This window comes from Paractinoplanes rishiriensis, from assembly GCF_016862375.1.
Lineage (GTDB): Bacteria > Actinomycetota > Actinomycetes > Mycobacteriales > Micromonosporaceae > Actinoplanes > Actinoplanes rishiriensis.
This window is the reverse complement of sequence record NZ_BOMV01000083.1, coordinates 68488-92855: the sequence shown is the minus strand read 5'-3', so window position 1 is coordinate 92855 and position 24368 is coordinate 68488. Positions and strand designations below refer to the sequence as shown.

24 protein-coding genes and 1 pseudogene are annotated in these 24368 nt (G+C 73.2%); 11 read left to right on the top strand and 14 right to left on the bottom strand.

The features are described 5' to 3' along the window. Positions 1–6: 6 nt before the first annotated feature. Both Ari01nite_RS39665 and Ari01nite_RS39660 read right to left on the bottom strand, forming a co-directional pair. Entirely contained in the window at positions 7–1107 is a 1101-nt protein-coding gene (locus tag Ari01nite_RS39665) for a glycosyltransferase (RefSeq protein WP_203788374.1), read from the bottom strand. Beyond that, positions 1094–2221 (bottom strand): glycosyltransferase, encoded by a 1128-nt coding sequence (locus Ari01nite_RS39660; RefSeq protein WP_239163409.1) that lies wholly within the window; start codon positions 2219–2221, stop codon positions 1094–1096. Before Ari01nite_RS39660 ends, Ari01nite_RS39665 begins: the two co-directional genes overlap by 14 nt. A gap of 361 nt (positions 2222–2582) precedes the next feature. On the opposite strand from Ari01nite_RS39660, the gene dhaK reads away from it, so the two are divergent. The 3 genes from dhaK to ptsP are packed head-to-tail and all read left to right on the top strand — an operon-like array spanning position 2583 to position 6520. Further along, on the top strand, positions 2583–3569 hold the full coding sequence (gene dhaK / locus Ari01nite_RS39655; protein WP_203788372.1) for a dihydroxyacetone kinase subunit DhaK: 987 nt from the start codon (positions 2583–2585) through the stop codon (positions 3567–3569). Next, positions 3524–4201, top strand: coding sequence for a dihydroxyacetone kinase subunit DhaL (dhaL, locus tag Ari01nite_RS39650; RefSeq protein WP_239163408.1), 678 nt, complete (start codon positions 3524–3526; stop codon positions 4199–4201). The genes dhaK and dhaL overlap by 46 nt, the downstream gene beginning before the upstream one ends. 3 nt (positions 4202–4204) lie before the next feature. After that, complete coding sequence (gene ptsP, locus Ari01nite_RS39645; RefSeq protein ID WP_203788370.1) at positions 4205–6520, top strand: phosphoenolpyruvate--protein phosphotransferase; 2316 nt, start codon at positions 4205–4207, stop codon at positions 6518–6520. 133 nt (positions 6521–6653) lie between these two features. Here the strand turns inward: ptsP and Ari01nite_RS39640 are convergent, their stop codons facing one another. Both Ari01nite_RS39640 and Ari01nite_RS39635 read right to left on the bottom strand, forming a co-directional pair. Then, positions 6654–7715 (bottom strand): ABC transporter substrate-binding protein, encoded by a 1062-nt coding sequence (locus Ari01nite_RS39640; RefSeq protein WP_203788368.1) that lies wholly within the window; start codon positions 7713–7715, stop codon positions 6654–6656. Positions 7716–7719: 4 nt separating this feature from the next. Then, a complete protein-coding gene (locus Ari01nite_RS39635) occupies positions 7720–9387 on the bottom strand; it encodes a glycoside hydrolase family 43 protein (protein WP_203788366.1) in 1668 nt (555 codons plus the stop codon). A 102-nt stretch (positions 9388–9489) separates the two neighbouring features. Between Ari01nite_RS39635 and Ari01nite_RS39630 the strand changes: the two genes are divergently transcribed. Further along, complete coding sequence (locus tag Ari01nite_RS39630) at positions 9490–10911, top strand: nitroreductase family protein (RefSeq protein WP_239163407.1); 1422 nt, start codon at positions 9490–9492, stop codon at positions 10909–10911. Between the two features lie 46 nt (positions 10912–10957). Here Ari01nite_RS39630 and Ari01nite_RS39625 read toward each other — a convergent pair whose 3' ends face one another. The 5 genes from Ari01nite_RS39625 to Ari01nite_RS39605 form a co-directional block, all read right to left on the bottom strand. Next, positions 10958–12271 (bottom strand): hypothetical protein, encoded by a 1314-nt coding sequence (locus tag Ari01nite_RS39625; RefSeq protein ID WP_203788364.1) that lies wholly within the window; start codon positions 12269–12271, stop codon positions 10958–10960. Between the two features lie 65 nt (positions 12272–12336). Further along, positions 12337–13005, bottom strand: coding sequence for an anti-sigma factor (locus tag Ari01nite_RS39620; RefSeq protein ID WP_203788362.1), 669 nt, complete (start codon positions 13003–13005; stop codon positions 12337–12339). After that, on the bottom strand, positions 13002–13484 hold the full coding sequence (locus Ari01nite_RS39615; RefSeq protein WP_203788360.1) for a sigma factor-like helix-turn-helix DNA-binding protein: 483 nt from the start codon (positions 13482–13484) through the stop codon (positions 13002–13004). The genes Ari01nite_RS39620 and Ari01nite_RS39615 overlap by 4 nt, the downstream gene beginning before the upstream one ends. Beyond that, entirely contained in the window at positions 13481–15232 is a 1752-nt protein-coding gene (locus Ari01nite_RS39610) for a YncE family protein (RefSeq protein ID WP_203788358.1), read from the bottom strand. The genes Ari01nite_RS39615 and Ari01nite_RS39610 overlap by 4 nt, the downstream gene beginning before the upstream one ends. A gap of 50 nt (positions 15233–15282) precedes the next feature. Then, the gene (locus Ari01nite_RS39605) at positions 15283–15468 is read right to left on the bottom strand and encodes a hypothetical protein (protein ID WP_203788356.1); all 186 of its coding nucleotides are present in this window, start codon (positions 15466–15468) and stop codon (positions 15283–15285) included. Between the two features lie 54 nt (positions 15469–15522). Here Ari01nite_RS39605 and Ari01nite_RS39600 point away from each other — a divergent pair, with 54 nt between their 5' ends. After that, entirely contained in the window at positions 15523–15879 is a 357-nt protein-coding gene (locus Ari01nite_RS39600) for a VOC family protein (RefSeq protein WP_203788354.1), read from the top strand. Here the strand turns inward: Ari01nite_RS39600 and Ari01nite_RS39595 are convergent. Genes Ari01nite_RS39595 through Ari01nite_RS39585 form a run of 3 tightly spaced genes read right to left on the bottom strand, consistent with a single transcriptional unit; the run spans position 15873 to position 17839 of the window. After that, positions 15873–16562: an FHA domain-containing protein gene (locus tag Ari01nite_RS39595; protein ID WP_203788352.1), complete on the bottom strand. Its 690-nt coding sequence runs from the start codon at positions 16560–16562 to the stop codon at positions 15873–15875. The genes Ari01nite_RS39600 and Ari01nite_RS39595 overlap by 7 nt on opposite strands. Positions 16563–16571: 9 nt before the next feature. Next, positions 16572–16808, bottom strand: a complete 237-nt coding sequence (locus Ari01nite_RS39590; protein WP_203788350.1) for a hypothetical protein — start codon at positions 16806–16808, stop codon at positions 16572–16574. Beyond that, positions 16805–17839, bottom strand: a complete 1035-nt coding sequence (locus Ari01nite_RS39585; RefSeq protein WP_203788348.1) for an NHL repeat-containing protein — start codon at positions 17837–17839, stop codon at positions 16805–16807. The genes Ari01nite_RS39590 and Ari01nite_RS39585 overlap by 4 nt, the downstream gene beginning before the upstream one ends. A gap of 352 nt (positions 17840–18191) precedes the next feature. On the opposite strand from Ari01nite_RS39585, the gene Ari01nite_RS39580 reads away from it, so the two are divergent. Both Ari01nite_RS39580 and Ari01nite_RS39575 read left to right on the top strand, forming a co-directional pair. Next, positions 18192–18728, top strand: a complete 537-nt coding sequence (locus tag Ari01nite_RS39580) for a 2'-5' RNA ligase family protein (protein WP_203788346.1) — start codon at positions 18192–18194, stop codon at positions 18726–18728. Continuing rightward, positions 18713–18940, top strand: a complete 228-nt coding sequence (locus Ari01nite_RS39575; RefSeq protein ID WP_203788344.1) for a hypothetical protein — start codon at positions 18713–18715, stop codon at positions 18938–18940. The genes Ari01nite_RS39580 and Ari01nite_RS39575 overlap by 16 nt, the downstream gene beginning before the upstream one ends. Here the strand turns inward: Ari01nite_RS39575 and Ari01nite_RS39570 are convergent. Further along, positions 18932–20704, bottom strand: coding sequence for a vWA domain-containing protein (locus Ari01nite_RS39570; RefSeq protein ID WP_203788342.1), 1773 nt, complete (start codon positions 20702–20704; stop codon positions 18932–18934). The two genes, Ari01nite_RS39575 and Ari01nite_RS39570, sit on opposite strands and share 9 nt — an antisense overlap. A 2-nt stretch (positions 20705–20706) precedes the next feature. After that, positions 20707–21768, bottom strand: a complete 1062-nt coding sequence (locus Ari01nite_RS39565; protein ID WP_203788340.1) for an ATP-binding protein — start codon at positions 21766–21768, stop codon at positions 20707–20709. A gap of 118 nt (positions 21769–21886) precedes the next feature. Between Ari01nite_RS39565 and Ari01nite_RS39560 the strand changes: the two genes are divergently transcribed. From Ari01nite_RS39560 to Ari01nite_RS51320, 4 genes and pseudogenes are all read left to right on the top strand, one after another. Then, entirely contained in the window at positions 21887–22318 is a 432-nt protein-coding gene (locus Ari01nite_RS39560) for a hypothetical protein (protein WP_203788338.1), read from the top strand. A 275-nt stretch (positions 22319–22593) separates the two neighbouring features. Then, the gene (locus Ari01nite_RS39555) at positions 22594–23148 is read left to right on the top strand and encodes a hypothetical protein (RefSeq protein ID WP_203788336.1); all 555 of its coding nucleotides are present in this window, start codon (positions 22594–22596) and stop codon (positions 23146–23148) included. Positions 23149–23185: 37 nt separating this feature from the next. Further along, positions 23186–23815 (top strand): hypothetical protein, encoded by a 630-nt coding sequence (locus Ari01nite_RS39550; protein WP_203788334.1) that lies wholly within the window; start codon positions 23186–23188, stop codon positions 23813–23815. 233 nt (positions 23816–24048) lie between these two features. Continuing rightward, positions 24049–24102, top strand: a pseudogene (locus Ari01nite_RS51320) (hypothetical protein); the annotation flags it as partial. Positions 24103–24368: the final 266 nt, after the last annotated feature.

Here is a 24368-nt window from a genome sequence, read left to right as displayed (position 1 = left end):
GTCTCCCTACTGCGCCGGGGCGGGGTGTGCCGCGGCGGCGTCGAGCAGCGCGACCAGATGGCCGGTCGCCTCCTGCCACGAGCGCCCGCCCAGCTCGGCGGTGGCGGCCGGTAGCCGGCCGCTCTCCACCTCACGCAGGGCGCGCACCATGGCGTCGCCCGTCCAGCTGGTCATCCGTACCGCCGCGCCGCCGGTGGCTTCGAGCAGCGCCGGATCCGGCGAGATGACGGTGGGTGTGCCCAACCGTAGCGCCTCGGCGGCGGGCAGGCCGTACCCCTCGAAGTGGCTGGGCATCAGGAAGGCGGCGGCGCCGGCCACGGTGGCCGCGTACTCGGCGTCGCCGAGGCGGTCCAGGAAGACGACCCGCTGCGCCGCCGGGGATGCGGCCGCCACCTGACGGAACTCCTCGGCCGGTTGGCCACCGGTCAAAACCACGAGGTGGTACGAGCTCAGCTCGGTCAACGCCTCGATCGCCAGCTCGACACCCTTGTGCGGGGCGTGCCCGGCGACCACCAGGTAACGGCCGCCCTGGTACCGGATGGTCGACAGCGCCGCGGGCAGCGCACCCGCCTCGACGCTCAGGTCGCTGCCCGGGTGCCACACCGCGGTCCGCTCGTACGGCACGTGGTAGATGCCGAGCAGGTCGTGGCGGGTGCGGTGGCTCACGCAGATCAGCTGCTCGGAGCGCCCGATCGCGGTGCCGTAGCTGAGCCGCCGGTACTGCTTCACGGCGGCCGGCAGGTCGTGCGGCCACAGCTTGAACGCCAGGTCGTGGACCATCGTGGTGACCGGCAGCCGGCTGCCACGGATGGCCAGCGACGGGCTCAGCGACAGCACCCGGCTGCCCTCGGCGCCGCGGCCGGTGGCCCGGCGCAGCGCCTCGGTGGCGGACGCGATGGTGCCGACCCGGCCGCCGTCCTGGGTGCTCACCACGGTGACCTCGGCGCGGCGGTCGTCCGGCGGGGTCCAGCCGCCCGGCGCCGCGACGATCCGCAGCGGGTCGCCGGCGGGCCAGTACCGGACCAGTTCGGTGAGGACCCGGGTGATGCCGCCGGCACCGACGCCGCTGCAGTCGACGACGGTGCGCACCGGCTCAGCGGGCGGCATGGTCGATCCAGCGCGCGATCCGGTCGGCGAACCGGTCGGCGGAGAACCCGCCGGCGTGCTGCTGGATGCGGTACCGGGACAGCTCGCCGAGACGGTGCAGCGCGGCCGCGTACGGTGCCGGGTCGAGGCCGTCCAGCAGGAAGCCGGTCTCGCCGTCGACGACCGTTTCCAGCAGGCCGCCGCGGCGCAGGCCGAGCACCGGGGTGCCGCACGCCTGCGCCTCGACCGGGATGATGCCGAAGTCCTCGTGCGCGGGGAACAGCAGGGCACGCGCGCCCCAGTACAACTGGCGCAGGCGGTCGCGTTCCGGGCGTACCTCGAAATGAATGTGAACCTGCTTGGTGGCGGCTAGCTTGCGGAGCCGCTCCTCCTCGGGCCCGGACCCGGCGATGACCAGCGGCAGACCGGCCGCGTCGGCGATCTCAACGATCAGATCGAAGTTCTTGTACGGGATCCAGCGCCCGATGCCCAGCAGGTAGTCCCGCGACTGATACTGATCAGCCTGCGGGGCGTTGCCGAAGTACGCCGTGTCGACCGGCGGGTTGACCACCACGGAGTCGCGGTTCCAGAACCGCTTGATCCGGCCCTGCACCTCGCGCGAGTTGGCGGCGTACGCGTGCACGTGGCGGCTGAGCCGCAGGTCGGCCGCCTGGAGCATCTTGCGCGGCACCTTGAGCGCCGGGTGCGAGCCGCGGCCGTCGAAGTCGGGGCTCCAGACATAGCGCGCGGGGGAGTGGATGTAGCTGAGGTGCCGGGTGTGCGCGGGATCACCCAGCTTGACGGTGTGCGCGAAGGCGTGGCTGGACGAGATGACCACATCGAACTTGCGGTTGGTCAGCGTGCGCCACACCAGCGGCATGGCCGGCAGCGCCAGCGCCTTGCTCTGCTTCAGCGGTGTCCGCGACATCCAGGACTGGCTCAGCCGCAACTGCTCGGTGGGCACCCCCTCGTCGGCCCAGAGCACCAGGCGCTCGGCGTGCGGGAGCAGGTCAGCGATGGCCAGGAAGACCGCCTCGGACCCGCCGGTGGCACCGAACCACTCGTGCACCATGGCGACCTTGCGGTCGGCCAGCAACGGCAGCCGGGGAAGCTGTGCAGTGGAATCGAGGGTCACGCCGCATCACCCGGACCTGGGCATGGCTCGTCGGAATGCACTTTTCCCCCGCATCTGGACGCGCGAGGTCGACCGCCCCTCGCTCGATGGCGGGACCATTAAGTCGGCTGACCATCGATGTTGTCAACCCGAGACGCATTCGCGCTCGACGTGCCGCGGGCCGCCGCCGGCAGGGTGCGGCGACGGCCCGTTTCGGCAAACCGCTGGATGGCGGCCAGCGGGGTGGTTCGCCTCTCACGCTACCTCCGCAGGTCAGCCCGGTCGATGTCGGAAATCTTGCTGAACGCGCGGCGTCCGCCCGGAACGCCCGCTCTCCCCGGCGTAGGTTGTCCGTAGGCCGTGCCAGCGCGAGGAGGCGCCGATGAACAAGCTCATCAACGACCCGGCCGGCGTGGTGGCCGACGCGCTGCGCGGCATCGCGGCCGCCCATCCCGACCTGCGCGTCGACCACGAGCAACGCCTGGTGGTGCGCGGCGACGCCCCGGTGCGTGGCAAGGTCGGGCTGGTCTCCGGCGGCGGTTCCGGCCACGAGCCGCTGCACGCCGGTTTCGTCGGCCCCGGCATGCTCGACGCGGCCTGCGCCGGCGAGATCTTCACGTCCCCGGTGCCCGACCAGATGGTGGCCGCCACCCGGGCCGTCGACGGCGGCGCCGGCGTGCTGCACATCGTGAAGAACTACACCGGCGACGTGATGAACTTCGAGATGGCCGCCGAGCTCGCCGAGACCGAGGTGGTCGCGGTGGTGGTCGACGACGACGTGGCCGTGCAGGACAGCCTCTACACCGCCGGCCGCCGGGGCGTGGGCGTGACCGTCCTGCTGGAAAAGATCACCGGTGCCGCCGCCGACCAGGGCCGCCCGCTCACCGAGGTCGCCGCCGTGGCCCGCAGGGTCAACGAGAACGGCCGCAGCATGGGCGTGGCGCTCACCTCGTGCACGGTTCCCGCCGCCGGCCGCCCCACCTTCGACCTGCCCGGCGGCGAGATGGAACTGGGCATCGGCATCCACGGCGAACCGGGCCGCCGCCGGGTCCCGCTGGCTCCCGCCGCCGAGGTCGCCGAGATGCTGGTGACGCCCATCCTGGCCGACCTCGACTTCACCGGCGGCGGCGTGATCGCGTTCGTCAACGGCATGGGCGCCACCCCGTTGATCGAGCTCTACGTGATGTTCAACGAGGTCGCCGCCATCCTGGAGAAGGCCGGCGTCGCGGTGGCCCGCGCGCTGGTCGGCCCGTACATCACCAGCCTCGACATGGCCGGATGCTCGGTCACCCTGCTGCGCGCCGACGACGAGATCCTGAGCCTGTGGGACGCGCCGGTACGTACGCCCGCACTGCGCTGGGGCGCCTGATGGGTGGCCCCGAGCTGGCCGCCTGGCTGCGCGAGTTCGCCCGCCTGGTGGCCGCCAACAAAGACCTGCTCACCGCACTCGACGCGGCCATCGGTGACGCCGACCACGGCACCAACCTGGACCGGGGCATGCAGGCGGTGGTCAAGGTCCTCGACGCCGAGGAGTTCGACACGCCCGCCGCGGTCCTCAAGCGCACCGGCATGACCCTGGTCAGCACGGTCGGCGGCGCGAGCGGCCCGCTGTACGGCACCGCGTTCCTGCGGATGTCCACCGCGCTGGGCGAGGAGCAGTCGGTGGACGCGCCCGCCTTCGCCAAGGCGCTGCGCGCGGCGCTGGACGGCGTGGTGGCCCGCGGTAAGGCCGCCCCCGGCGACAAGACCATGGTCGACGCACTGCAACCGGCGGTCGACGCGCTGGACGCCCAACTGGCCGCCGGCCAGTTCCTGGCCGGCGCGCTCCAGGAGGCGGTGCGCGCCGCCGAGCAGGGCCGCGCCGCCACCGCCCCGCTGGTCGCCCGCAAGGGCCGCGCCAGCTACCTGGGCGAACGCAGCGCCGGCCACGAGGATCCCGGTGCCGCCTCGGTGACACTGCTGCTGGCCGCCGCGGCCACGGCGCTGCCCGGCGAGGCGTGACCCTTGGTCGGCCTGGTCGTGGTCAGCCACAGCCACGCGCTGGCCCGCGCCGCGGTGGCCCTGGCCACCGAGATGGCCGCGGTCCCGATCGAGGTGGCCGCGGGCCTGGACGAGGACACCTTCGGCACCGACGCGACAGCCATCGCGTCCGCGGTCACCGCCGCCGACCGGGGCGACGGCGTGGTGCTGCTGATGGACCTGGGCAGTGCCGTGCTGTCGGCCGAGCTGGCCCTGGAACTCCTCCCCGACGAGGCGCTGCGGGACCGGGTGCTGCTGTGCCCCGCGCCGCTGGTGGAGGGCCTGGTGGCAGCCGCGGTGGCCGCCGCCGGCGGCGCCGCCCGCGACGAGGTGGCGGCGGAGGCGCTGGACGCCCTGGCCGGCAAACAAAGCCATTTCGGTACGCCGCCAGGCCCCGAGCCGCAGTCCCGGCGGGAGGCAGACGCGGTGCTCACCGTCACCAACCCGCACGGCCTGCACGCCCGTCCGGCGGCCCGGCTGGTCACCGTGGCGCGTTCCTTCGACGCCGGGGTGGAGCTGCGCAACCGCACCACCGGCTCGCCGTGGGTGCCGGCGGCCAGCCTGTCCCGGGTGGCGACCCTGGGCGCGCTGCGCGGTCACGAGATCGAGGTGCGCGCGTCCGGTCCGCAGGCCCGGCCGGCGGTGGAGGCGGTGCTGGCGCTGGCCGCCCGGGCGTTCGACGACGCACCGGAGTCCGAGGCGCCCCCGGCCGCCGGTGCCGTGCCCATTTCGCCCGGCATCGCTGTCGGACCGGCGCGGCGCCACGACCGGGTGCGGTCCGAGCTTCCCGACGTCCGGCCCGGCGCGGCCGGCGAGGAGTGGTGCCGGCTGGAGGCCGCGCTGGCCACCGTGCGTCAGCAGCTGACCGGCCTGCGCGCCGCGTCGCCGGTCTTCGACGCGCACCTGTTGTTACTCGAGGACGCCGACCTGCTGGCCGACGTGCGGGCCCGGGTGGACGACGGAGCCGGTGCGCCCCGCGCCTGGGCCGCGGCGATGGAGCGGCTCGCCGGCGAGTTCGCGGCGCTGCCGGACGCGTACCTCAACGGGCGGGCCGCCGACGTCCGCGCGGTCGCCGACCAGGTGCTGCACGTGCTGCTCGGCGGCACCGAGCCGGCGCCGGCGCCGGTCGACGGGATTCTGATCGCCGCCGATCTCACCCCGGCCGAAGCGGCCACCCTGGACGCCGCGGGGGTGCTGCTGGCCGGCGGGAGTCCGACCTCGCACGCGGCGATTCTGGTCCGGGGGCGGGGGATTCCCGCCATCGTGGGGCTCGGGCCGGCCGTTCTCGAAATCCCGGACGGTCAGCCGCTGGCGTTCGACGGCGGCAGCGGGGAAATCGTGGTGGAGCCGTCCGACGCGGTGCTGGAATCGTTTCGCCGGCGGGTGCGGCGGCGGGTCGTCACCTTCGAAGAGGCCGTCACGCGCGACGGCGTGTCCATCGTGGTGGGTGCGAACCTCGGGTCGGTCGCGGACGCGCGGGCCGCCGCGGCGAACGGTGCGGACCTGGCGGGGCTCGTGCGTACCGAGTTTCTTTTTCTGGATGCCCGGCCCGGCGTGGATGCGCAGGAAGCCGCGTACCGGGAAATCGGAAATGCGCTGGGCGGGCGTCGCGTCACCCTGCGCACGCTCGACGTGGGTGGCGACAAGCCGCTTCCCTACCTGCCGCGCGCCGCGGAGGCCAACCCCTTTCTGGGCGTGCGCGGCATCCGGCACTCCCTGGCGCATCCGGAACTGCTCGCCGACCAACTGCTGGCAATTGTCCGGGTGGCGCGCGAGTTTCCGGTCAGCGTGATGTTCCCGATGGTGAGCGCGGTCGACGAGGTGATCCGGGCGCGGGCGCTGCTCGACGCGGCGATCGCGCGCGACGGGCGGGGAGGTCCGGCGGGGCTGCGGGTCGGCATCATGGTGGAGGTGCCGGCGGTCGCCCTCAAGGCCGCGGCCTTTGCGCCGTACGTCGATTTCCTCAGCATCGGCACCAACGACCTGATTCAGTACGCCATGGCGGCCGAGCGGGGCAATCCGGCGCTGACCCCGCTCGCCGACGGGTGCGATCCGGGGGTGCTGCGGCTCGTCGATGCGGTTTGTCGCGCCTCGCGGAATGTTGCGGTCTGCGGCGAACTCGCGGCGGATGAACGGGCGGTGCCTCTGCTCACGGCCTTGGGCGTACGGGAACTCAGTGTTTCTCCGCTTTTGATCCCGGCCGTGAAAGAGGCGGTGCGCGGAGCCGGAACGGACCGGAACGCCGTTCTCGATCTGCTGGATCTGCCGGATGCCGCCGCGGTCCGGCGCGCGCTCGGATAACGCCGGCCGAGGAGGGCCATGCGAACTCCCCGGACGGCACCGTGATTCTCGGCGTGTTCAACGTGGACCCGGTCCGCGCCGCCGACTCAGTCCGCCGCCAGGCCGTCCTCGACGCCGAGATCGCCTGCTTTGGTCACGGCGAGCCGCTGACCGTCGCCGCCGGCCCACTCCTCAGGGCCGCCGCGTCGCGGACCGCCGCGGTGGTGGCCACGGCGGTCGCCGCGAACTCGGGTGTCGTCACCCGCGCCAGGCCGGCCGCGTCCGGGTCGGTCAGCGGCAGGTTCCAGTCGCCCGGCAGGTCCCGGCTGAAGGCCCGGCGTACCTCATTGGTGAAGAGCCGGTCGAGCACGGCCGCCGCGGCATCCCGGCGCGGTGAGGCGGCGTTGACGGCGAGCACACTGGCCGTGCCGAAGATGTACAGCGGGGCCGCCAGGCCGTCGCGCAGGGTGGGGAAGGGCGCCACCCCGACGTCACCGGACGCCTCGGTGATCTCGCCGAAGATCCAGCTCATGTTCGGCGACATGCCGGCCTCGCCGGTGGCGATCCGGGCGAAACCCTCGGCCCAGCCGTCGGTGAAGTACGTCGTCCCGAACCAGCCCCGTTCGAACCAGCTCCGAAGCAGCTCGACCGCGTCCCGGAAGACCGGCGCGGTCCAGGGCAGCCGGCCGAGCAGGGCGGCGCGCACGTTAGCCGGTCCGGCATGGTGGTTGACGATCAGCGAGAAGTAGAGCTCGACGGACGGCGGGTAGTCGGCCGTACCGGCTCCGAACGGCACAATTCCGCGGACCTGCATGGCGGCGGCCAGGTCCTCGAGCTCGCGCAGGGAGTGCGGCGGCTGCCAGCCCTCGGCCCGGAACAGCGCCCGGTCGTAGAACAGCACCATCGTCTCCACGCTGCGCGGGACCCCGTACAGACGGCCCTCGTGCATGCAGACGGCCCGCGCCAGCGGCAGCACCCGGCGGGTCCACGCATAGCTGGACAGGTCGGCGAGACGGCCCTGCCGTGCCAGGCCGGCGACGGTGCCGGCGCGGGGGATCATCACGATGTCCGGGGCGGTCCCGTCGGCCAGCGCCACGAGGGTCCGTTCCAGCGAGTCCGCCCCGAGGTATTCCACGCGCAGACCGGGCTGATGATCGGCGAAGTTGCGCTTGAAGTCGCCGGGGCCGGTACCGCGTCCCAGCCACCAGGTGACCATGTGGTCAGAGCGCCCGGTAGATCGCCCGGTCGAAGTCCGCGTAACCGCCCTCGGCGCCCAGGTCCTGCACCCAGAGCCCGACGAACGCGCCGGTGAAGCCCCACGCCTCCGGTTCGCCGTCGGCCACGTTCGCCGCATACTCGTCCGACAGGGTGGTGGCGTCCAGCGCCGGGCCGGCGGCCCGCCACTGCGCCTCGCCGTCCCTCGCCCACGCGAAGCTGAGGTCCGGCCCGTCGAGCCGTACGCGCAGAGCCAGCCGCACCCCCTCGCCGAGCGGGACCCGCGCCCCCGGCACCACCGCGACCCGGCCGCTGTCGCAGGTGAGCAGGTCGAGCACCGGCAGGCCGTCGTCGTCCGCGGTGACGTGCAGGAAGTGCCAGTTCCGCGAGTTGTAGTACGCGGTGATTCCGGCCAGTTGGCGGTAGTTGCGCGGGTCGAACTCGAGCACCGCCTCCAGCTCGCAGCGCCGCGCGGTGACCCGGCGGGCGACCAGGCTGGGGCGCTGCCGGCCGACCGGCGACTGGCCGCCGTGGATGCGCAGGTAGGAGGGCCGGGCGCTGAGGTCGGCCCAGTCCGGGGTGGCGTGCCGGCGCAGCGTGGACCAGTTGACGCCGAGGACCGGGCCGGTGAAGTCGTCGTCCTCGCACTCCTCGGACGACGTGGGCCGGGCCGGCGGCACGATCGCCCCGGCCGGTGCCGGAACCGTCTCGGCCGGGACGCCGTCGCGCACCCGGGGCCAGCCGTCGGCGGTCCAGTGCACCTCCTGGATGGCGGTCTCGCGGCCGAGCACGCACCGGCCCAGCGGCGTGTAGGGGCGGCCCACCAGGTGCGCGAGGTACCACTGGCCGTCCGGCGTCTGCACCAGGCTGCCATGGCCGGCCTTCTGCAACTCGAGCTCGGGACGGCCCGCCGAGCTGAGCATCGGTCCGGCCGGGTCGGTCTCGTACGGGCCCAGCAGGTCACGCGAGCGCGCCACCGTCACCTGATGCGTCCAGCTGGTGCCGCCCTCGGCCGTGACCAGGTAATACCAGCCGTCCTTGCGGTACAGCTGCGGCGCCTCGACGAGGCCGGTCGCGGTGCCCTGGAAGATCAGGTGCTCGGGCCCGTCGAGGCGGCGGCGATCCCGGTCGTAGCGCTGCGCCGAGATGCCGGCGAACCGGTTCCGCTCCGGCCGCCAGTCGGCCACCATCGACAGCATCCAGGTGGTGCCGTCCTCGTCGTGGAACAGCGACGCGTCGAAGCCCCGCCCGTGCAGCACCACCGGGTCGGACCACGGTCCCGTCGGCGTCGGCCCGGTGACCAGGTAGTTCTGCGGGTCCCAGTAGCCGCTCGCGAAGGAGGCCACGTTCGCATAAAGAACAAAAAAGACCCCGTCGGCGTACGAGATATTGGGCGCCCACACCCCACCGGAGTCGTTCGCGCCGGTCAGGTCGAGCAGGCGGCGCTCGCCCAGGAGCCCGCCGAGCGGTTGCCAGTCGACCAGGTTGGTGGAGTGATGCAGGCGCACGCCGGGCGACCACTCGAACGTCGACGTGGCGATGAAGTAGTCGGTGCCCACCCGCAGGATCGACGGATCCGGGTGGAATCCGGGAAGCACGGGGTTGTGGATCGCCCGCGGTGCCGCGCCGTCCGCGTCCTCTGCGGTGGCAGCGGTGGCCTCGGTGCTCGTCATCTGTTTCCTCCGTGGCGCCGTAAGTTCCGTGACTCTATCGCAACTTGCGACGGAGCGGCCGGGCGGATGGCGCGAACGAGACGAGTCGGGCAGAGTCACCCTGTGACGACCGCGCACACCCTGCACCGACTCACCTCCTACGAGCCGTCCCGGGACTGGTCCGAACCCGTCGCCGACCCGCGGGTGCTCCAGAACCTGACCATCAACGAGCTGGACAAGGTCCCCTGGTTCGTCAAGCGCTACGACGGCGACCTGCCCCGCGTCGACCTGCCCCGCGACCTGCCCGCGGCCGGCGTTCCGGCGCTGGACGTGCTGGCCGGCACCGCCGAGATCCCGGCCGCCGCCCCCGACCTGGCCCAGCTGTCCCGCGTCCTCTACCTGTGCGCCGGTGTGGTCCGCACCTCGCAGCGGCCGTGGGGCCGCGTCCCGTTCCGGGCGGCCGGTTCGGCCGGCGGCCGGTTCCCGCTCGAGGTCTACGTGGCGGTCCCCGACGGCGGCCCGCTGCCCTCCGGTGTGCACTGGTACGACCCGTCGGCGCACGCCCTGGTCCAGGTCGGCCCGCCGCCGCGCGGCGCCGCGCCGGCCGTGGTCGTTACCGGCGTGCCGTGGCGGACCGGCTGGCGCTACCGGGAGCGCGGCTACCGGCACATCTTCTGGGACCTGGGCACCATGCTGTCCCAGCTGCTGGCGGCCGCCGGCTCGGCCGGTCTCGGCCCGGCGCTCCACTCGCGTTTCCCCGACGACGAGGTGGCCCGGCTGGTCGGCGCGGACGGCGTGCACGAGTTCCCGGTGGCGGTGGTCGCCCTGGGCGGTGCGCCCGCGCTGACCCCCTCGGGTGCCGCCGCCCCCGGTGCCGTCGACGCCGCCCCGCGAGAGTTCCCGCTGGTCACTGCCGCCCGCCAGGCCAGCCGCTCGAACACCCTCGGCCGGCCGTGGCCGTCCGGCGCTCCGGTCGAGGTCGATTCGCCGCCCGCGACCCCGCTCGACGAGGTCGTGCTGACCCGGGGTTCGCAGCGCCTCATGGACCCGGCCCGCGGCCTGTCGTCCGGACTGCTGCAGACGTCGATGTCCGTGGCGCTGCGCGGCATCGACCTGCCGCACTACGTGGCGGTCCACGACGTCACCGGCGTAGCGCCCGGCCTGTACCGCTGGCCCGACCTGCAGAAGCCGATCCAGGCCGGCGACCTGCGCGCGGAGATGTTCCGCATCAGCCTCGACCAGGAGCTGACCCGCGACGCCGCCTTCGTGGTCATCACCGCCGCCGACGTCCCCGCACTCGACGACGCCGGCTACCGTGAGGCGCAGCTGGCTGCCGGCTTGGTGGAGGGGCGTCTGCACCTGCTGGCGTACGCCCTGGGCGCCAGCGCCACCGGCATGACTTTCATCGACAGCGAAATCCCCGGCCTGCTGGGCGAGCCGTTGGAGGCCATGCTGTTCACCTGCGTAGGCGTCCCCGCCTACCGGGCATCCCGAGGTGGCCGCCCCGGCAACCCCACCGAGGTCGGCCTGATCCAACCCCGCTGACCCCGCCCTGCTGCTACGCCTCGGCCCCGGCGGCGGCCGCGTGCGGTTATCGGTCGGCGCCCGGCTGGATGTCGTTCCACGGCCATGGTTGTTCGGCGGTTGCCGGGGAGGCGGTTGCCGGGGAGGCGGCGGCCGGGACCGGCTCGGGCGGGTAGTACTCGGGCCAGGGGCGGCGAGCCACCGGCCGGGGGACCGGGGCCGGGGCGGGCTCGGTCGTGTCGGCGTCGGGGCGCTGGGGCTCGGGCCAGGCGGCCTGCACGCGCGGTGGGTTCCAGGTCAGCTCGGGCACGGGCGGCTGCATGGCCAGGGCGGGCAGGGTGCGGGTGGGCGGGATCCAGATGGGCGACGGGCCCCACCAGATGACCCGCTCGGCGTGGGTGGGCGCCGGCGCCGCGAGGGCGGGCTGCGGCACGGACGGCAGCGCGGGGCGTTCGGTCTCCGCCGCGGCCAGGGCCGGCTGCGCCGCGTGGGCTGCGGCCTCGACCGGGAGCGCCGGCTGGGTGGCCGCTGCGGCGGTGGACTCGGCGGCCGTTGCCTCGGTGGCGGGGGCGGTGGCCAGCACGGCGGCGGCGCCGACCATCACCAGGGCGGCCAGGGCGGCCGGCAGGGCCCAGCCGGCGCGGACGTTGTCGCCCAGCAGCAGGACCGCGGCGGCCGACGGGGCGACCACCTCGGCTATCCACAGCACCGAGGTCACCGGGCCGACCTGGCCCAGGCGCAGTGCGTTCGCGTACAGGACCATGCCCGTCACGGCGAACGTGACCAGCACCCACACCTGCGGCTCGGTGACGACGGCCAGGGCCGACGAGGCGAAGCCGGTCATTTCGGCGGCGGGGAAGGTCAGGGCGCGGCCGGCCAGTGAGCCGCAGCCGATCGACAGGCCGGCCAGCACCGCCACCAGACCGGGACGGCCGAGCCGGGTGGCCAGCCAGCCGAGCAGGATGATCGTGGCGGCGGTGGCGGCGAAACCCAGTTTGAGGGCGGCGTCGGGGTGGACGTCGTGCTGTTCGCCGGCGGACATCGCCAGCACCGCCAGGGCGGCCACCGAGACGACCACCGCCACCACGTCGCGGCGGCGCAGGCGGGACTTGAGGAAGACCCGGGCGGCCACCACCGTCATCGCCAGTGAGCTGGCCAGGATGGACTCGACCACGTACACGGCCAGCTCGCGCAGCGCCAGGATGGCGCCGACCCAGGCCAGGATGTCGAAGACGATGCCGGCCAGGTAGAGCGGGTGGGCCATGGTGCGCATCGTGCTGGTGCTGCGGCGGGCGCCGACGGCCTGGAGGATCGAGGCGGTGGCATAGCAGAACGCGCCGAACGTGACCATGCCCAGCGCGACCCAGCCGGCGGTGGTCATCGATCCGCTCCGTCGTCACGCTGCGTCGATTGAGCAGTCACGCCCTGATGATAGCCGTTGATGGGCTAGACGGGAACGGAGACCAGGCGCCGGCCTGCGAAGGTCTCCACGTCGATCGACGCCACGTCGGACAGGGCGGTCAGTGCGCTGCCGTCCAGGGTGGTGGCCCCGCTCCCGGCGACCAGCCAGCTGCCGGCCTCGCGGCGGGAACCGTCGCGCGCCACCACGTACAGGCGGCACTGCTCGCCGGGCGGCATGCCCTCGACGGTCGCGTGGACGCGCACCCAGCCGGCGGCCGGCTCGACGGACACCCGCATGGCGGCGCCGCTCTCGGCATCGGTGGCGCCGGCGGTGCGCGTGCCGGCCGCCGTGGCGACCGGGGCGGGTGCGGGGGCGTAGGCACGGCCCAGGAACGCGCCGCCGGCCAGGATGCCGGCCGCGACCAGCACCGCGGCGGCCGACAGCAGCAGGCGGCGCCGCCGGTCGTGCCGGGTGCGCTCGTCGCGTACCTGCTTGAGGGTGCGGTGCAGCAGGAGGTCGCCGTCCCGGGGCGGACCGTCCAGGAAGGCCTCCGGCGGGATCTCGCCGAGCGCCGCCTCCATCTCGCGCAGATCGTCGAGCTCGCGCTGGCAGAGGGTGCAGGCGACCAGGTGGGCGCGGACCGCGACAAATTCGGCACCGTCCAGAACCCCGATGGCGTACGCGCCCAGCAGCTCGGTCTGGTGCTCGGTCATCCGGCCGCTCCCGGCAACGGCGCCACCACCATCTCGCGCAGGCGATGCAGGGCGTGGTAGGTGCGCGACTTCACGGCGCCCGCCTCGACCCCCAGCGTGGCCGCGGTCTCGTCGACGTCGCGGCCCTGGAAGTAGAGCGCGCGCAGCACCTCGCGCTCGTCCCGGGGCAGAGCCTCGAGCGCGCTGAGCACGGCCACCGAGTCGATCGCCGGGGCCGGCTCGGGCTCGGTGGCCTCGGTGCGCGGGCGGGCCGCGGCCAGGCGTCTGGTCACGGTGAACAGCCGGGCGCGGACCGCACCCTTGTCGCCGGCCAGGCTTTCCGGTTCGCGTACGGCCCGGGCCAGCACCTCCTGGACGACCTCCTCGGCGGGAGTGCGATCGCCGGTCAATCTGATCGCGTACGCGACCAGGGCGCCGCCGTGGTCGCCGAAGAGGCGCCGGACGAGCACCTCGTCGGCGGCGCCCGCCCGGCCGGTCACGCGCCCACCCGCAGTATCGAGACCGTGTTGTCGGCGCCGTTGGTCACGTACGCGCTGCGGCCGTCCGGCGACATCGCGATGGTGCGCGGGCTGCGACCCACCTTGACCGTGGCGGTGACCTTGCCGGTGCGGCCGTCCAGGACCGTCACCGAGTTGCCGCCCTCGTTGACCACGTAGCCGTGGGCGCCGTCGGTAGAGAACGCCACGGACTGCGGCTTGCTGCCGACCCGGAACGGCCCGGTCCGCTTCAGGGTCAGCGCGTCGATCAGGTCGGCCGCGTCCGCCTCGTACCCCGCTACGAGCACGCGCCGGCCGTCGGGGGACACCGCGATGCTGTGCGGGGAGCGGCTCACCGGGACGGACCGCAGCGTGCGATCGGTGCGCATGTCGATGACGGCCACCGCGTTGGACTCGTGGTTGGCGGTGAACGCCCTCTTCAGGTCGCCGGAGAACGCCACCGCGTGCGGGTTTTCCGGCACGGCGACCGCGCCGGCCGCGTGCTGCTCGCCGGCCGTGAAGATCTCCAGCTTGGCGTGACTGTGTATCGGCACCCAGAGGCGGTTGTCCGGGCCCACCGCCAGCGCGAACGGCTGCGGACCGGTGGCCAGGTGTTTCGAGACCTTGCGGGTGCCGACGTCGAGCACGGCCACCCCGCTGCCCGACTTGTCGGCCTCGTACATCGAGACGTAGACCAGCTTGCCGTCCCGGGAGACGGTCACGAAGCGGGGCGTGTTGCGCAGCGTCACCGACGACGACACCTTGCGGGTGCGGGCGTCCACCACCGACAGGATCTTGGAGCCCTGATTGGCAACGTAGAGCGTCCGGCCGTCGGGGGAGACGGCGACGCCCTCCGGCTCGGCGCCCACCCGGATCGTGCCGGCCACCGTGGGTCTGGCCAGGCTGCGCACCTTTTGGGCGAGCGGAACCTTGGTGATCGAGGCGCCGTGCTCGTGGGCCGAGTCGGCCGCCGAGACGGTCGGCGCCGCCGCCACCGGCAGGCTGGGCGCGGCCACCGTCGGCGGGGCCGGCTGCCGGTTGTTGACCAGGGCCCAGGTGACCCCGGCGCCGCCCAGCAGCACGAGCGCGGTCAGCGCGGCGATCAGCACCGAGGTGCCGAGGTGCCGGCGGCGGCGCGGCGCGACCGGCCGCGGCGGAGGCGGCAACGGCCCGGGCGGCAGCACCGTGACCTGGGCGGTGCGCAGGTCACCGGCGGTGACGACACCCGCGGCGGCGCGCAGCCGCGCCTCGAGGGCGGCCCGCGACATCGGCCCGGACGAGACCTGGCCGGTGACCCGGACGTCGGCCCAGCCGGCCGGTCCGCGCACGGTCACCGAGCCGTCCAGCCACTCCGAGCGGGGCAGCCAGACGATGCGCAGCCGGCGGCCGTCCAGCATGGCCCGCAGGCCGGGGCCCGAGGCGGTGACGGTCGCGGCGCCCACGGCCAGCGGCGGGCCCTCGACCTCGACGTCCGCGATCAGGCGTGGCGTCTCGGGCGGGACCTCGCCGAACTCGACCCGGTCCGGGTTGACCCGGACCGACGAGCGTTCCAGGGCCGCGGCCGCCGCGGCGGCGACGCTGCGGCTGTCGTCCTCGGTGAGGTGACGCAGCGCCATCCGGGCGGCGGCGGCCATGGTGAGATCGGCGCCGTGCGCAAGCCGGGACAGCTTGTCCACGGCGGACAGCCGCGACTCACGGACCGGACTGTTGATCTCGGTCAGTAGTTGCGGTGGCAAACCTCGTTCACTCATCGCATCCCCACGATCATCGAGCGTGACGATGGGGATCAGCGTAACCCGTGTTACGAGATCAACGGCCGCTCGATCGTCGGTGGGGGTCGATGTCCTTCGGCCCGGGGCTCCGTCGCCCCCGGCGCCTGGTCCTCGCGGCACCCCGCGGAACCGAAGTCCCGGTCGGGTGCCACCACGATGAATGCCTCCGCCGGCAGTGCGGCGATGGCGGCGAGCAGCCGCTGATCCTGCCACATGCACAGAGGTACGTGGTGATGGCGCCCAAAGGTTCAAGCGGGTAGCTTCCGGACGTGCTCCGCCTCACCGAGATCGTCATCGACTGCCACGACCCGGCCGCCCTGGCCGCGTTCTGGACGGCCGCCCTGGGCTACCGCACGCTGCGCACCGACGACCACGAGGTCGAGATCGGACCGGCCGACGGCTCCGGCCCGGCCCTCGTGCTCCTGGTGGTGCCCGACCGCAAGACCGTCAAGAACCGCCTGCACCTCGACCTGCGGCCGGAGCCCGGCTGCACGATCGGCGCCGAGGTCGACCGGCTGCTGGCCCTCGGCGCCACCCGGGCCGACATCGGCCAGGGCGAGATCGCCTGGTCGGTGCTGGCCGACCCGGAGGGCAACGAGTTCTGCGTGCTGGCCCCGGTTCAGTAGCGGGCCCGCCGCAGCCGCGCGGCCGCGCTGACGTGCAGCACGATCCCGGCGATCAGCGTGAAACCGCCGAGCGCGCCGAGGGCGAACCCGATGATCCCGAGCGGCACCCCGCCCACGTCGGGGCCGAACGGGGTGGGCACCTCGGACGGGGGAGTGCCGAGGTTGATGCCGGGAACCGCCTGGATGAACGACACCACCCCGTACCCGAAAAGCGCAAAACCGGTCACCACGAAGAGAAAGCCGATGGTGATCAGCCGACGGGCCTTGGTCTTGCTGGTGGCGATGTCCGCCAGGAAACTCTCCCGCTCCGCGCGGATGTGCTGGATGTACTGGTTGCCGTCGACGTTGTTGATCTGACCGGCGTCCTGCCGGCCGACGCTGAGGCCGGCACCCGGCGGGAACTCGACCCGCAGGCCGACCGAGCCGAACGAGACCCGGTCGCCGGAGTGCAGCCGCACCGCGCCGTGCACCGGGCTTCCGTTCACCGTGGTGCCGTTGCTCGATCCCAGGTCGTGCAGGACCAGTTCGCCCTGCTCCTGCACGATGACCGCGTGCCGTCGGCTCACCGTCGGCTCGTCGAGGACCCCGGTGCAGTCGGGCTGCCGTCCGATGGTGGTCGGGCCCGCGCCGAGGTCGATGCGGGTCCCGGTGAGAGGCGTCGTCGTGACTACCAGGCTGGCCATGGTGTCGCCCTAGGCCAGCAGCGCGAGCAGCGTCGCGCCGGCGGGCCCGAGCCAGCGGCCCAGCGTCTGCAGCGGTCCGGTCAGGCTCGCACCGGCGCCGGCCAGCGCTCCCCACCGGTTAAGTTCCCGGGTGAGGCGTTCCAGCCTCCCGGCCACCTGGCCGGCGTCGGGGTGTGCCGCCGCGAGTTCCCGCTCGACGGCTGCGGCGTCGGCCACGGCCGGCAGGTTCAGTTGTTCCAGCGTCACCCGCAGGGCGTGTGCCGCGGCTTGCGCCTCACCGGTCGAGACGGCGTTGACGTACTGGCCCCCGGAGATGTGCTGGGTGCCCTCGACGTTGTTGATCTGGCCCGCGTTCTGATTGCCGATGTTGATCGCCATGATGTCCGCTCCTCGCCGGGCTCGTCATTGAGAAGAGCCCGGCGAGGAGCGGACAGATACATTTCAGAACGGCCAGGCGGGGTGTGGCCCACCCGGTATCCGGCCAGGTTCCAGGTGTAGGCCGGCACGTCGGCCGGCACCGCGGCGGTCACGTCGGCGCGGCCGTGCAGGTGGGCCTGCTCGTCGGTCAGCAGCACCACCCGGTCGTGGCCCGCGTAGTTGTCGCGGACCGCCTGCTCGGTCAGCGTGCCGTTGCCGAAGAACCAGCCGCCCTCGCGGCAGCGCCGCACCGCCGCCAGCACCGACTCGCCGGGCCGGGCTACCGGCAGCACCCGGGACCGCTGCCGCCAGCCGGCCAGCGCCTCCCAGGTCATCCCGGCCGCGGCCAGCACGGCCCGGTCGGTGACCTCGGCGCGCCGCTCGACCGGCAGCGCCATCAGCGCGGCCCGCGCGGTCAGCACCGCCAGCGACTCCGGCGCCCGGTGGTCGCGGCCGTGCCGCCGGTCGAGTGCATGCCGGAACAGGTCGCCCTGCCGCGCGTCCCGGGCCACCGGGTGGGTCAGGTCGAGCACGTCGCCGAACCGCACCGGGAGCCCGTCCGCGTCGTACTTGAGCAGGCTGCGCTCGTGGTACAGGCGCACCGCGGCGTCGGCGATGCCACGCTTCACCGGCTTCGGCATCCGCCGCCCGTACCGGCCCAGCCAGTAGGCCACCGCCTCGCCCGGCTCGTCGGCCCGCTGGAGTGCCGCGCCGACCACCGCGCGCGAGCCCGGCAGGCCGGCGGCGACCCGGGCGCGAGCGCCCTCCAGGGCGGCCACCACCGAGGCGGTACGCAGCACGGCGCCGACCCGCAGCCACAGCACGAAGCGCCCGAACCACTCCGGCTCGGCCACGGCCACGGCGGCGACCAGGTTGCGGAACCGCGTACGGGAAAGCCTTTGCCGCCCTCGAAGGTGTGCTGAATTTCGCGCGGCTTGGTGCTGAACTTGGCCATTTCCGGCCCCCGTGTTTCCCCATGTGGTGGCACCGCACCGCAGGCCCGAGATCGAAGTCGGCGACGGCGTCATTCCCGGACCAACGCATTTACCACCCCGCCGGCCGCCCGTGTTGCGACAGCCCGGCAGGGAATGCGCGCGGTCGGCAGCGACCGTCACCGTGATCGCCGGCCCAGGAGGGGAGCGGGGCCGCGGAGGTCGGGTTGACCAGCCGCTCGCGGTCGTCGCCGGCCGGGAAGTTGGGCATTGTGGGGGCATGCAGACCGCGCTGATTGTGCCGGTGCCGGCGGCCGAGCCGGTTGTCGGGCGGTTCCGGGCCGGGCTGGACCGGGCCGCCGCCTGGGATGTGCCCGCGCACGTGACCGTGTTGTTCCCGTTTCTGGCGCCGGAGCGGATCGATGCGGCGGTGCTCGCGGACGTCCGGGCGATCGTGGCCGGGTTTCCGCGTACCGACGTCGTCCTGGAGCGGGTGGAGTGGTTCGGGGACGAGGTCGTCTGGGTCGCGCCCCGGCCCGACGACGTGTTCCGGGAGCTCACCATGGCGCTGTGGCGGCGGTTTCCGGAGGCGCCGCCCTATGCGGGTGCGCACGACGAGGTGGTTCCGCACCTGACCGTCGGGCACGGTGCCGGGCGGCCGGTGCTCGAGGCCGCCGCCCGCGAGGTGGCCGCGCGGTTGCCGGTCCGGGCTTCGGTCGACGTGGTGCGGCTCATCAGTGGACACACAGGACAGTCGCCATGGCGTACGGTGAACGAGTTCTCACTCGGAAGGGAACCGTCATGGCCGTCACCGTGAATCTCGACGCGGTCCTCGACCCCGAATACCAGTCCAGCACCCTGACCGATCTCGTCAACGCACCCGTCTCGGCACTGTCCGGGGTCAGCGAGGAGGAAGCCGAGGGCCTGCGCCTGGCGTTCGGCATCGCCACCATCGGTGACCTGGCCGACAACGAGTTCGTCCGGACCGCCGTGGCCATCCGGGCGATGGCCGGAGTCGCCTCACCGTAGCCGGAACACCTCGCCGCGCGGCGTGAACGGCAGGCGGGCGCCCACCGGGATCAGGTATGCGTGGGCGCGCCGCACCCGCAGCACGTCGCACTCGCCGTCGGTGATGATCAGAATCGGACCGTCGGCCGGGAAGTCGGCGGCGCGTTCAAGCACGGCCACGCCCGGCTGGAGCACGGTGCCGCCGCGGCCGCGCACGCGTACCCGGCCGGCGATGTCGTCGACCGGCAGATAGCCGGCGTCGTAGGCGGCCGCGTCGCAGAAGACCACCCGGGCGGCCGGCACGTCGCGCGCGGTCGCGTACGAGGCGATCGCGCCCAGCGCCTTGCCCATCAGCTCGTGGTTCATCGAGCCGGACGTGTCCAGCACCACGCCGAACGTGCACCGCCGCAGCACCTCCTCGGGCAGGTGCCGGCCGGGCCGCGGGATGTCCGGGTTGGCGGCCTGGCGGCGGGACCGGCGGGCGTAGGTGCGCTGTTTCTCGGGCGAGCGCACATGCTCGTCGAACCAGCGGGCCAGCCGCACGTCCCAGGGCAGGGGCGGCTGCTCGAGCACCCGGATCTCGGCCACCAGCCCGGCCGGCAGCAGGCCACGCCCGGCGCTGAGGTGATAGGCGTAACCGGTCATCAGGGCGCCCCGGCAGTACTCGTCCAGATCGACGCCGCCGGCCTTCGAACCGGGCCACGGCAGGGGTTCGCCCAGCAGGTCGCGCAGCGGTTTCAGCTTCCGGCTGCGCCGCAGGTCGGTGGCCAGCCGGTCGTACACGTCCTCGGCCGACAGCCCGGCCAGCGCGGGGTCGTGCAGCAGGCCGTCCGGCATCTCGCCGACACCCATCTCGACCAGCCAGCCGTTGACTACAAAGTCACAAGCCACATTCCAGAGGTACGCGTCGCGCCAGCCGGCCCGGTCACCGTGGCGCAGGGCGGCGTGCAGCATCTCGTGGGCCAGCACGAACCGCCACTCCAGCTCGGACATGCTGCGCAGCGGGTTCAGGTAGATCTCGCCGGCCTCGCTGGACACGGCGGCCACCGCGATGTCCCGGCTGCGGGCCAGGCCGGCGTCGGCGACCAGGGTGAACCGGGCCGCGATCGCGCCGAGCAGCGGGTACGACCCGACGAACCAGCTCATCGCCTGCTCCCACGGCGTGCGCCGGCGGGCCGGCGAGTCGATGGCGGCGCGGGCGCCGCCGGCCACCTCGACGGCGGCCGTCGCGGCGGCCGCGAGGCCCAGGGCGAACCGCTGCTCCCACTGCGGATCGTGCCGCCCCGGCGCACCGTCGGCCAGGTCGGGCCGCCCGGCTCCGCACCCGGCCAGCCCGGCTGGCACGCCGTCGCGCCGCCACGCCCGCAGCAACTGCTCCTCGTCCGCGGTCGGCAGGTCGGCGGGCAGCGCCACCGGCTCCGTTCCGAACTTCACCGCCCGCTGGAACCGGGCCACCACCAGGCAGGCCACGTCCTGGTACGGCTGATCGCGGGCCGCGCCGGCGGCCAGGTGCCCGAAGCCGAGGTGCAGCAGGCAGTGCGCGAGTACCCAGGTCCACTCGGACACGTCGAGGCGGCGCCCCCGGTTGGCCCGGATCCTGCCGTCCGGGCCCACGACGGCCAGCCCGATCGTCGAGTCGGTCACCATCTTGGCATCGGCGGCCGGCAGCGGCCAGCACGAGCCGACCATCGGCGCGAACATCGGGTGCCAGGCCACCCACCGCCACGCGGCCAGGAAGTCGGCCTCGTTCGGGTCGGGCTCGACGGCCTTGCGCTTGCGGGCCATCGTCAGGCCCGGGCCGCGACCAGCCGCGGCAGGTCGCGCCCCACCTCGACCAGGAACCAGGCGGGCAGCACCGGAGCGCCGTCGGCGTCCGCCGCGATCACCAGGCGCCCGCACTCGAGCGACAGCTCGGACAGCTCGACCAGCAGGGCCTTGGCCCGGTGCGCGAACCGCCGCACGGCAGCCGGCGCGTGCTCCTTGCTGGCCGGCAGATCCTTGACCAGGCGGGCCCGGAACGCCTCGGCGAGAAAGTAGAGCAGGTCGCGGTCGGCGGGCGCGGCCGGCCAGGACGCGTCGCCCCGGACGACGGCTTCCAACCCGTACCGGTGCCTGATGATTTTGACGTATCCGCACAGCGCCGAGGCGTGCACCGGACTGAGCGTGCCCGCGGCCAGCAACCGCAGCGTCTCCTCGGTGATCGCCTCGCCGTAGGAGTGCAGCGCGTCGGACAGCATGTGCCAGCTGCGCGGCGTCGAAAACGTCTCCTCGGTCTTGGGCGGCGCCGACCAGAGGTGATCGGGGCGCTCGCCGAGGTAACCGAGAATCCACGGGTGGATGCCGGCGTTCTCCGCCCAGACCCGCCAGTCCGCGTGCGAGGCCCGGAGGTGCACGTGGATCAACCGGTTGACCAGCGCGGACGCCATCGGCCGGGCGAGCGCGTTGTCGCTGGACCGGTTGCCGGCGCCGATCACGATGGAACCCGCGGGCAGCTCGTAGTCGCCGATCCGGCGGTCCAGGATCAGCGAGTAGAACGCCTTCTGTACCTCGGCGCTGGACGCGTTGAGCTCGTCGAGGAAGAGGCAGTACGGGGTGTCCCGGGCGATCGCCTCGGGCGGCGCGAACCGGCTGCGCCCGTCACGCAGCTCGGGGACGCCGATCAGGTCCTCGGCGGCCAGCTGGGTGCCGACCAGCGTGACGCAGTCCAGGCCGAGCGAGGCGGCGAAGTCGCGGACCAGCGAGCTCTTGCCGATGCCCGGAGCACCCCACACGAAGACCGGCCGCGCGACCGCTACGTGGAGCAGCAGGCCGGGCAGCTGAGCCGGGGTGACGGTGATCGCCGAGTGCACCCCGGAAGTCTCCCGTGCCCGGCCTCCGTGGTCATTCCAATTACGTGCCGCCGGCGGCACCGGGAACCGCGCGCCCGCCGTTGTCGTCTCATTCGTTCCGCCACGTTGGAGGCAGCGTATGAATGTCAGGATTCGCCGGTTCCTGTGGGTCGGAGCGGTCGTGCTGGTGCTGGCCGGTGCCGGCCTCTGGTTCCTGGCCGCCGGCCGCGTCCCGGCCGAGTTCACCGGCCGGACCGCGCTGCCCGGCTGCGGCGAGGTCGAGCAGCAGGCGGTCGGCGTCGTCCCGGTCAGCGCGGCGGAGGGCTGCCTGGTGTCGGCGATGCAACAGGGCCGCGGCGCGGAACTCGTCGTCACCGGAATGAGTGACGAGGGCGCCCGGGTGGTGGCCTATCACCGCGCGGTGCCCGGCAGGCCGGGCCTGGAGATTTTCGACGACCGTTCGGCGAACCGGTTCAGCACCGAGGACTGGGTGTACCGCGAGTGCCCGGACGCGCGCGGTCCGGGCGCGCTAGGGAAATGTACGAGCCGCCAGCTTTCCGGCCTCGGGTGAATCCAAACTGGACCTTGCTCGATCAGCCGGTGGATGAAATGATTGCCGGGCATCGATGCGCAGAAATGATCTACGCAAGTTGATCTACGGGGGTAGTGATCGTCGATGGTTGACCACTTCTGCATGTCGGGCGGCTGACTTCGCCCACTCAAACAGGTCTCGGCTCGAGGTTCACCTCGCTGCCCTGTTGACATTCGCCGCCCAGACGACGCTCGTCTCGTGCGTCATATCCGCATGGCCGAATTACGTGTCATTCACTGAATCGGAGCGAATGCGTGACTCATTACGGGGATTTGAACCACCAACGCCGCCGAACCGTGGGCCGCGTCCTGGCCGTCGCCTGCGTGGCGGCGCTCGGCGTCGCGTCGGCCGCGGTGCCGGCGCAGGCACACTACAGCGGAACGGGCCAGATCATCGCGCGGATCGAGGTCTATCCGTACAACTACAACAGCCAGTGGCAGCCCGCGCTGGACCGCGGCCTGGCCAACTGGAACGCGACGGCCAGCCCGGCGTACATCTCGAAGTACAACAACTCGGGCTCGTCGATCACCGCCGCGTCCTACTCGAACACCTGGTTCGGCTACTACACCCGGTGCGGGGATTTCTGCTACTACATCCGGATGAACGCGCGGACCATTTCGGCCAGGGCGACGAATTTCTCGAACTTCGTCACCAGCGTTCTCGTGCACGAATACGGGCACGCGTTCAACTGTTCCGACCTCTCGTCCTCGTCCGGTGTGACCAGCATCATGAACGAGGGGCGGAACCGCAATTCGATGGTGACTCCGCAACCCCACGACGTGAGTGACGTCAATGCCTACTACAACTAGTTCCGGATTACGGTTCCGGGGACCGAAGGGGCACGTGATGACCACGGCATCGATCCGGTTCGCCGCCGTCCTGTCCGCCGCGGTGCTCGCGGCGGGCTGCGCGGCCGGCACCGACGCGACCGGCGCGGGCAAGACCACGGCGCACGGCAATCCGGTGATCTACGCGGGTGACTACCCGGTGTACGGCACCGCGAAGGACCTCTACCGGACCGCCAACCTGGTGGTCGAGGCCCGGCTCGTCGAGTCCCGGGTGGTCAAGGAGGCCGAGCCGGTCAACCAGGGCAGCGACCCGAAGACCAACCCGCAGGCCGGCGCCCCGGCCGGCAAGGACGCGCCACCGGCGCCGCCGCCGCTCGTCGAGACGGTGTTCACCGCCGAGGTGGTCGGCGTCCACAAGGGCGCGGCCAAGGCCGGTGACCGGGTCGAGGTCAAGCAGATGGGCGGCACCGTCGACGGCGTGCAGTACATCGAGGACAAGCAGACCTCGATGGCCGTTGACAAGACGTACCTGCTGTTCCTGGCCACCTTCCCGGACTCGCCGGCCGCCCTGCTCAGCCCGGAGCAGGGCAAGTATCTGGTCGGCGCCGACGGATCCCTGACGGCCATGTCGGGCAACAGCATCACGCTGAAGCGCACCGACCTGACCGCCCTCGCCGCCGCCAAGTGACCCGCCGCGCCGGCTGACCGGACCTGTGCCCGGTCGGCCGGCGCGGCCGTGCTCCGCGTCTCACGAAATGGGGCAGCCCGCCGCACGCACCGCTGGCTACCATCGCGGCGGACGACCATGGATCATGAACGAACTGAACGACACCCGGCTGCTGCGAGCCCTCGCCACCGCAAACACCGGGCGCCCGCGGGCCGCCGGCTCGTCGCCGAGCGGCTGCCGCCGCGTAGGTCGCCCTGACCTTCGACGACGGCCCGGACCCGCTCTGGACGCCGCGGATCCTCGACGCACTCCGGCGGCACCGGGCGACCGCCACGTTCTTCGTGGTGGGCGCGCAGGTCCGCCTCGCACTCCGGTCCGGCCTCGCGTCGATTCTGGTCAGCGTTAACATCCTGCTGATCGGCGTGGACTGGCGGCAGGGCCAGGCCGGCGTGATCCGCTCGGACGCCGTGATGATCCTGCACGTGCCGCGGGTTTCGCGCTGCGCGGCATCTACCCCGGCCGCCTCACCATGCTCCGGACACCGGGCCGCGGGCAGCACGACGCCGCCCACAAC

Coding starts and splice junctions, on each gene's coding strand:
- Ari01nite_RS39665 (WP_203788374.1), bottom strand. CDS start 1,107: ATGCCGCCCGCTGAGCCGGTGCGCACCGTCGTCGACTGCAGCGGCGTC.
- dhaK (WP_203788372.1), top strand. CDS start 2,583: ATGAACAAGCTCATCAACGACCCGGCCGGCGTGGTGGCCGACGCGCTG.
- Ari01nite_RS39640 (WP_203788368.1), bottom strand. CDS start 7,715: ATGGTCACCTGGTGGCTGGGACGCGGTACCGGCCCCGGCGACTTCAAG.
- Ari01nite_RS39635 (WP_203788366.1), bottom strand. CDS start 9,387: ATGACGAGCACCGAGGCCACCGCTGCCACCGCAGAGGACGCGGACGGC.
- Ari01nite_RS39625 (WP_203788364.1), bottom strand. CDS start 12,271: ATGACCACCGCCGGCTGGGTCGCGCTGGGCATGGTCACGTTCGGCGCG.
- Ari01nite_RS39620 (WP_203788362.1), bottom strand. CDS start 13,005: ATGACCGAGCACCAGACCGAGCTGCTGGGCGCGTACGCCATCGGGGTT.
- Ari01nite_RS39610 (WP_203788358.1), bottom strand. CDS start 15,232: ATGAGTGAACGAGGTTTGCCACCGCAACTACTGACCGAGATCAACAGT.
- Ari01nite_RS39605 (WP_203788356.1), bottom strand. CDS start 15,468: ATGTGGCAGGATCAGCGGCTGCTCGCCGCCATCGCCGCACTGCCGGCG.
- Ari01nite_RS39595 (WP_203788352.1), bottom strand. CDS start 16,562: ATGGCCAGCCTGGTAGTCACGACGACGCCTCTCACCGGGACCCGCATC.
- Ari01nite_RS39580 (WP_203788346.1), top strand. CDS start 18,192: ATGCAGACCGCGCTGATTGTGCCGGTGCCGGCGGCCGAGCCGGTTGTC.
- Ari01nite_RS39575 (WP_203788344.1), top strand. CDS start 18,713: ATGGCCGTCACCGTGAATCTCGACGCGGTCCTCGACCCCGAATACCAG.
- Ari01nite_RS39570 (WP_203788342.1), bottom strand. CDS start 20,704: ATGGCCCGCAAGCGCAAGGCCGTCGAGCCCGACCCGAACGAGGCCGAC.
- Ari01nite_RS39560 (WP_203788338.1), top strand. CDS start 21,887: ATGAATGTCAGGATTCGCCGGTTCCTGTGGGTCGGAGCGGTCGTGCTG.
- Ari01nite_RS39550 (WP_203788334.1), top strand. CDS start 23,186: ATGACCACGGCATCGATCCGGTTCGCCGCCGTCCTGTCCGCCGCGGTG.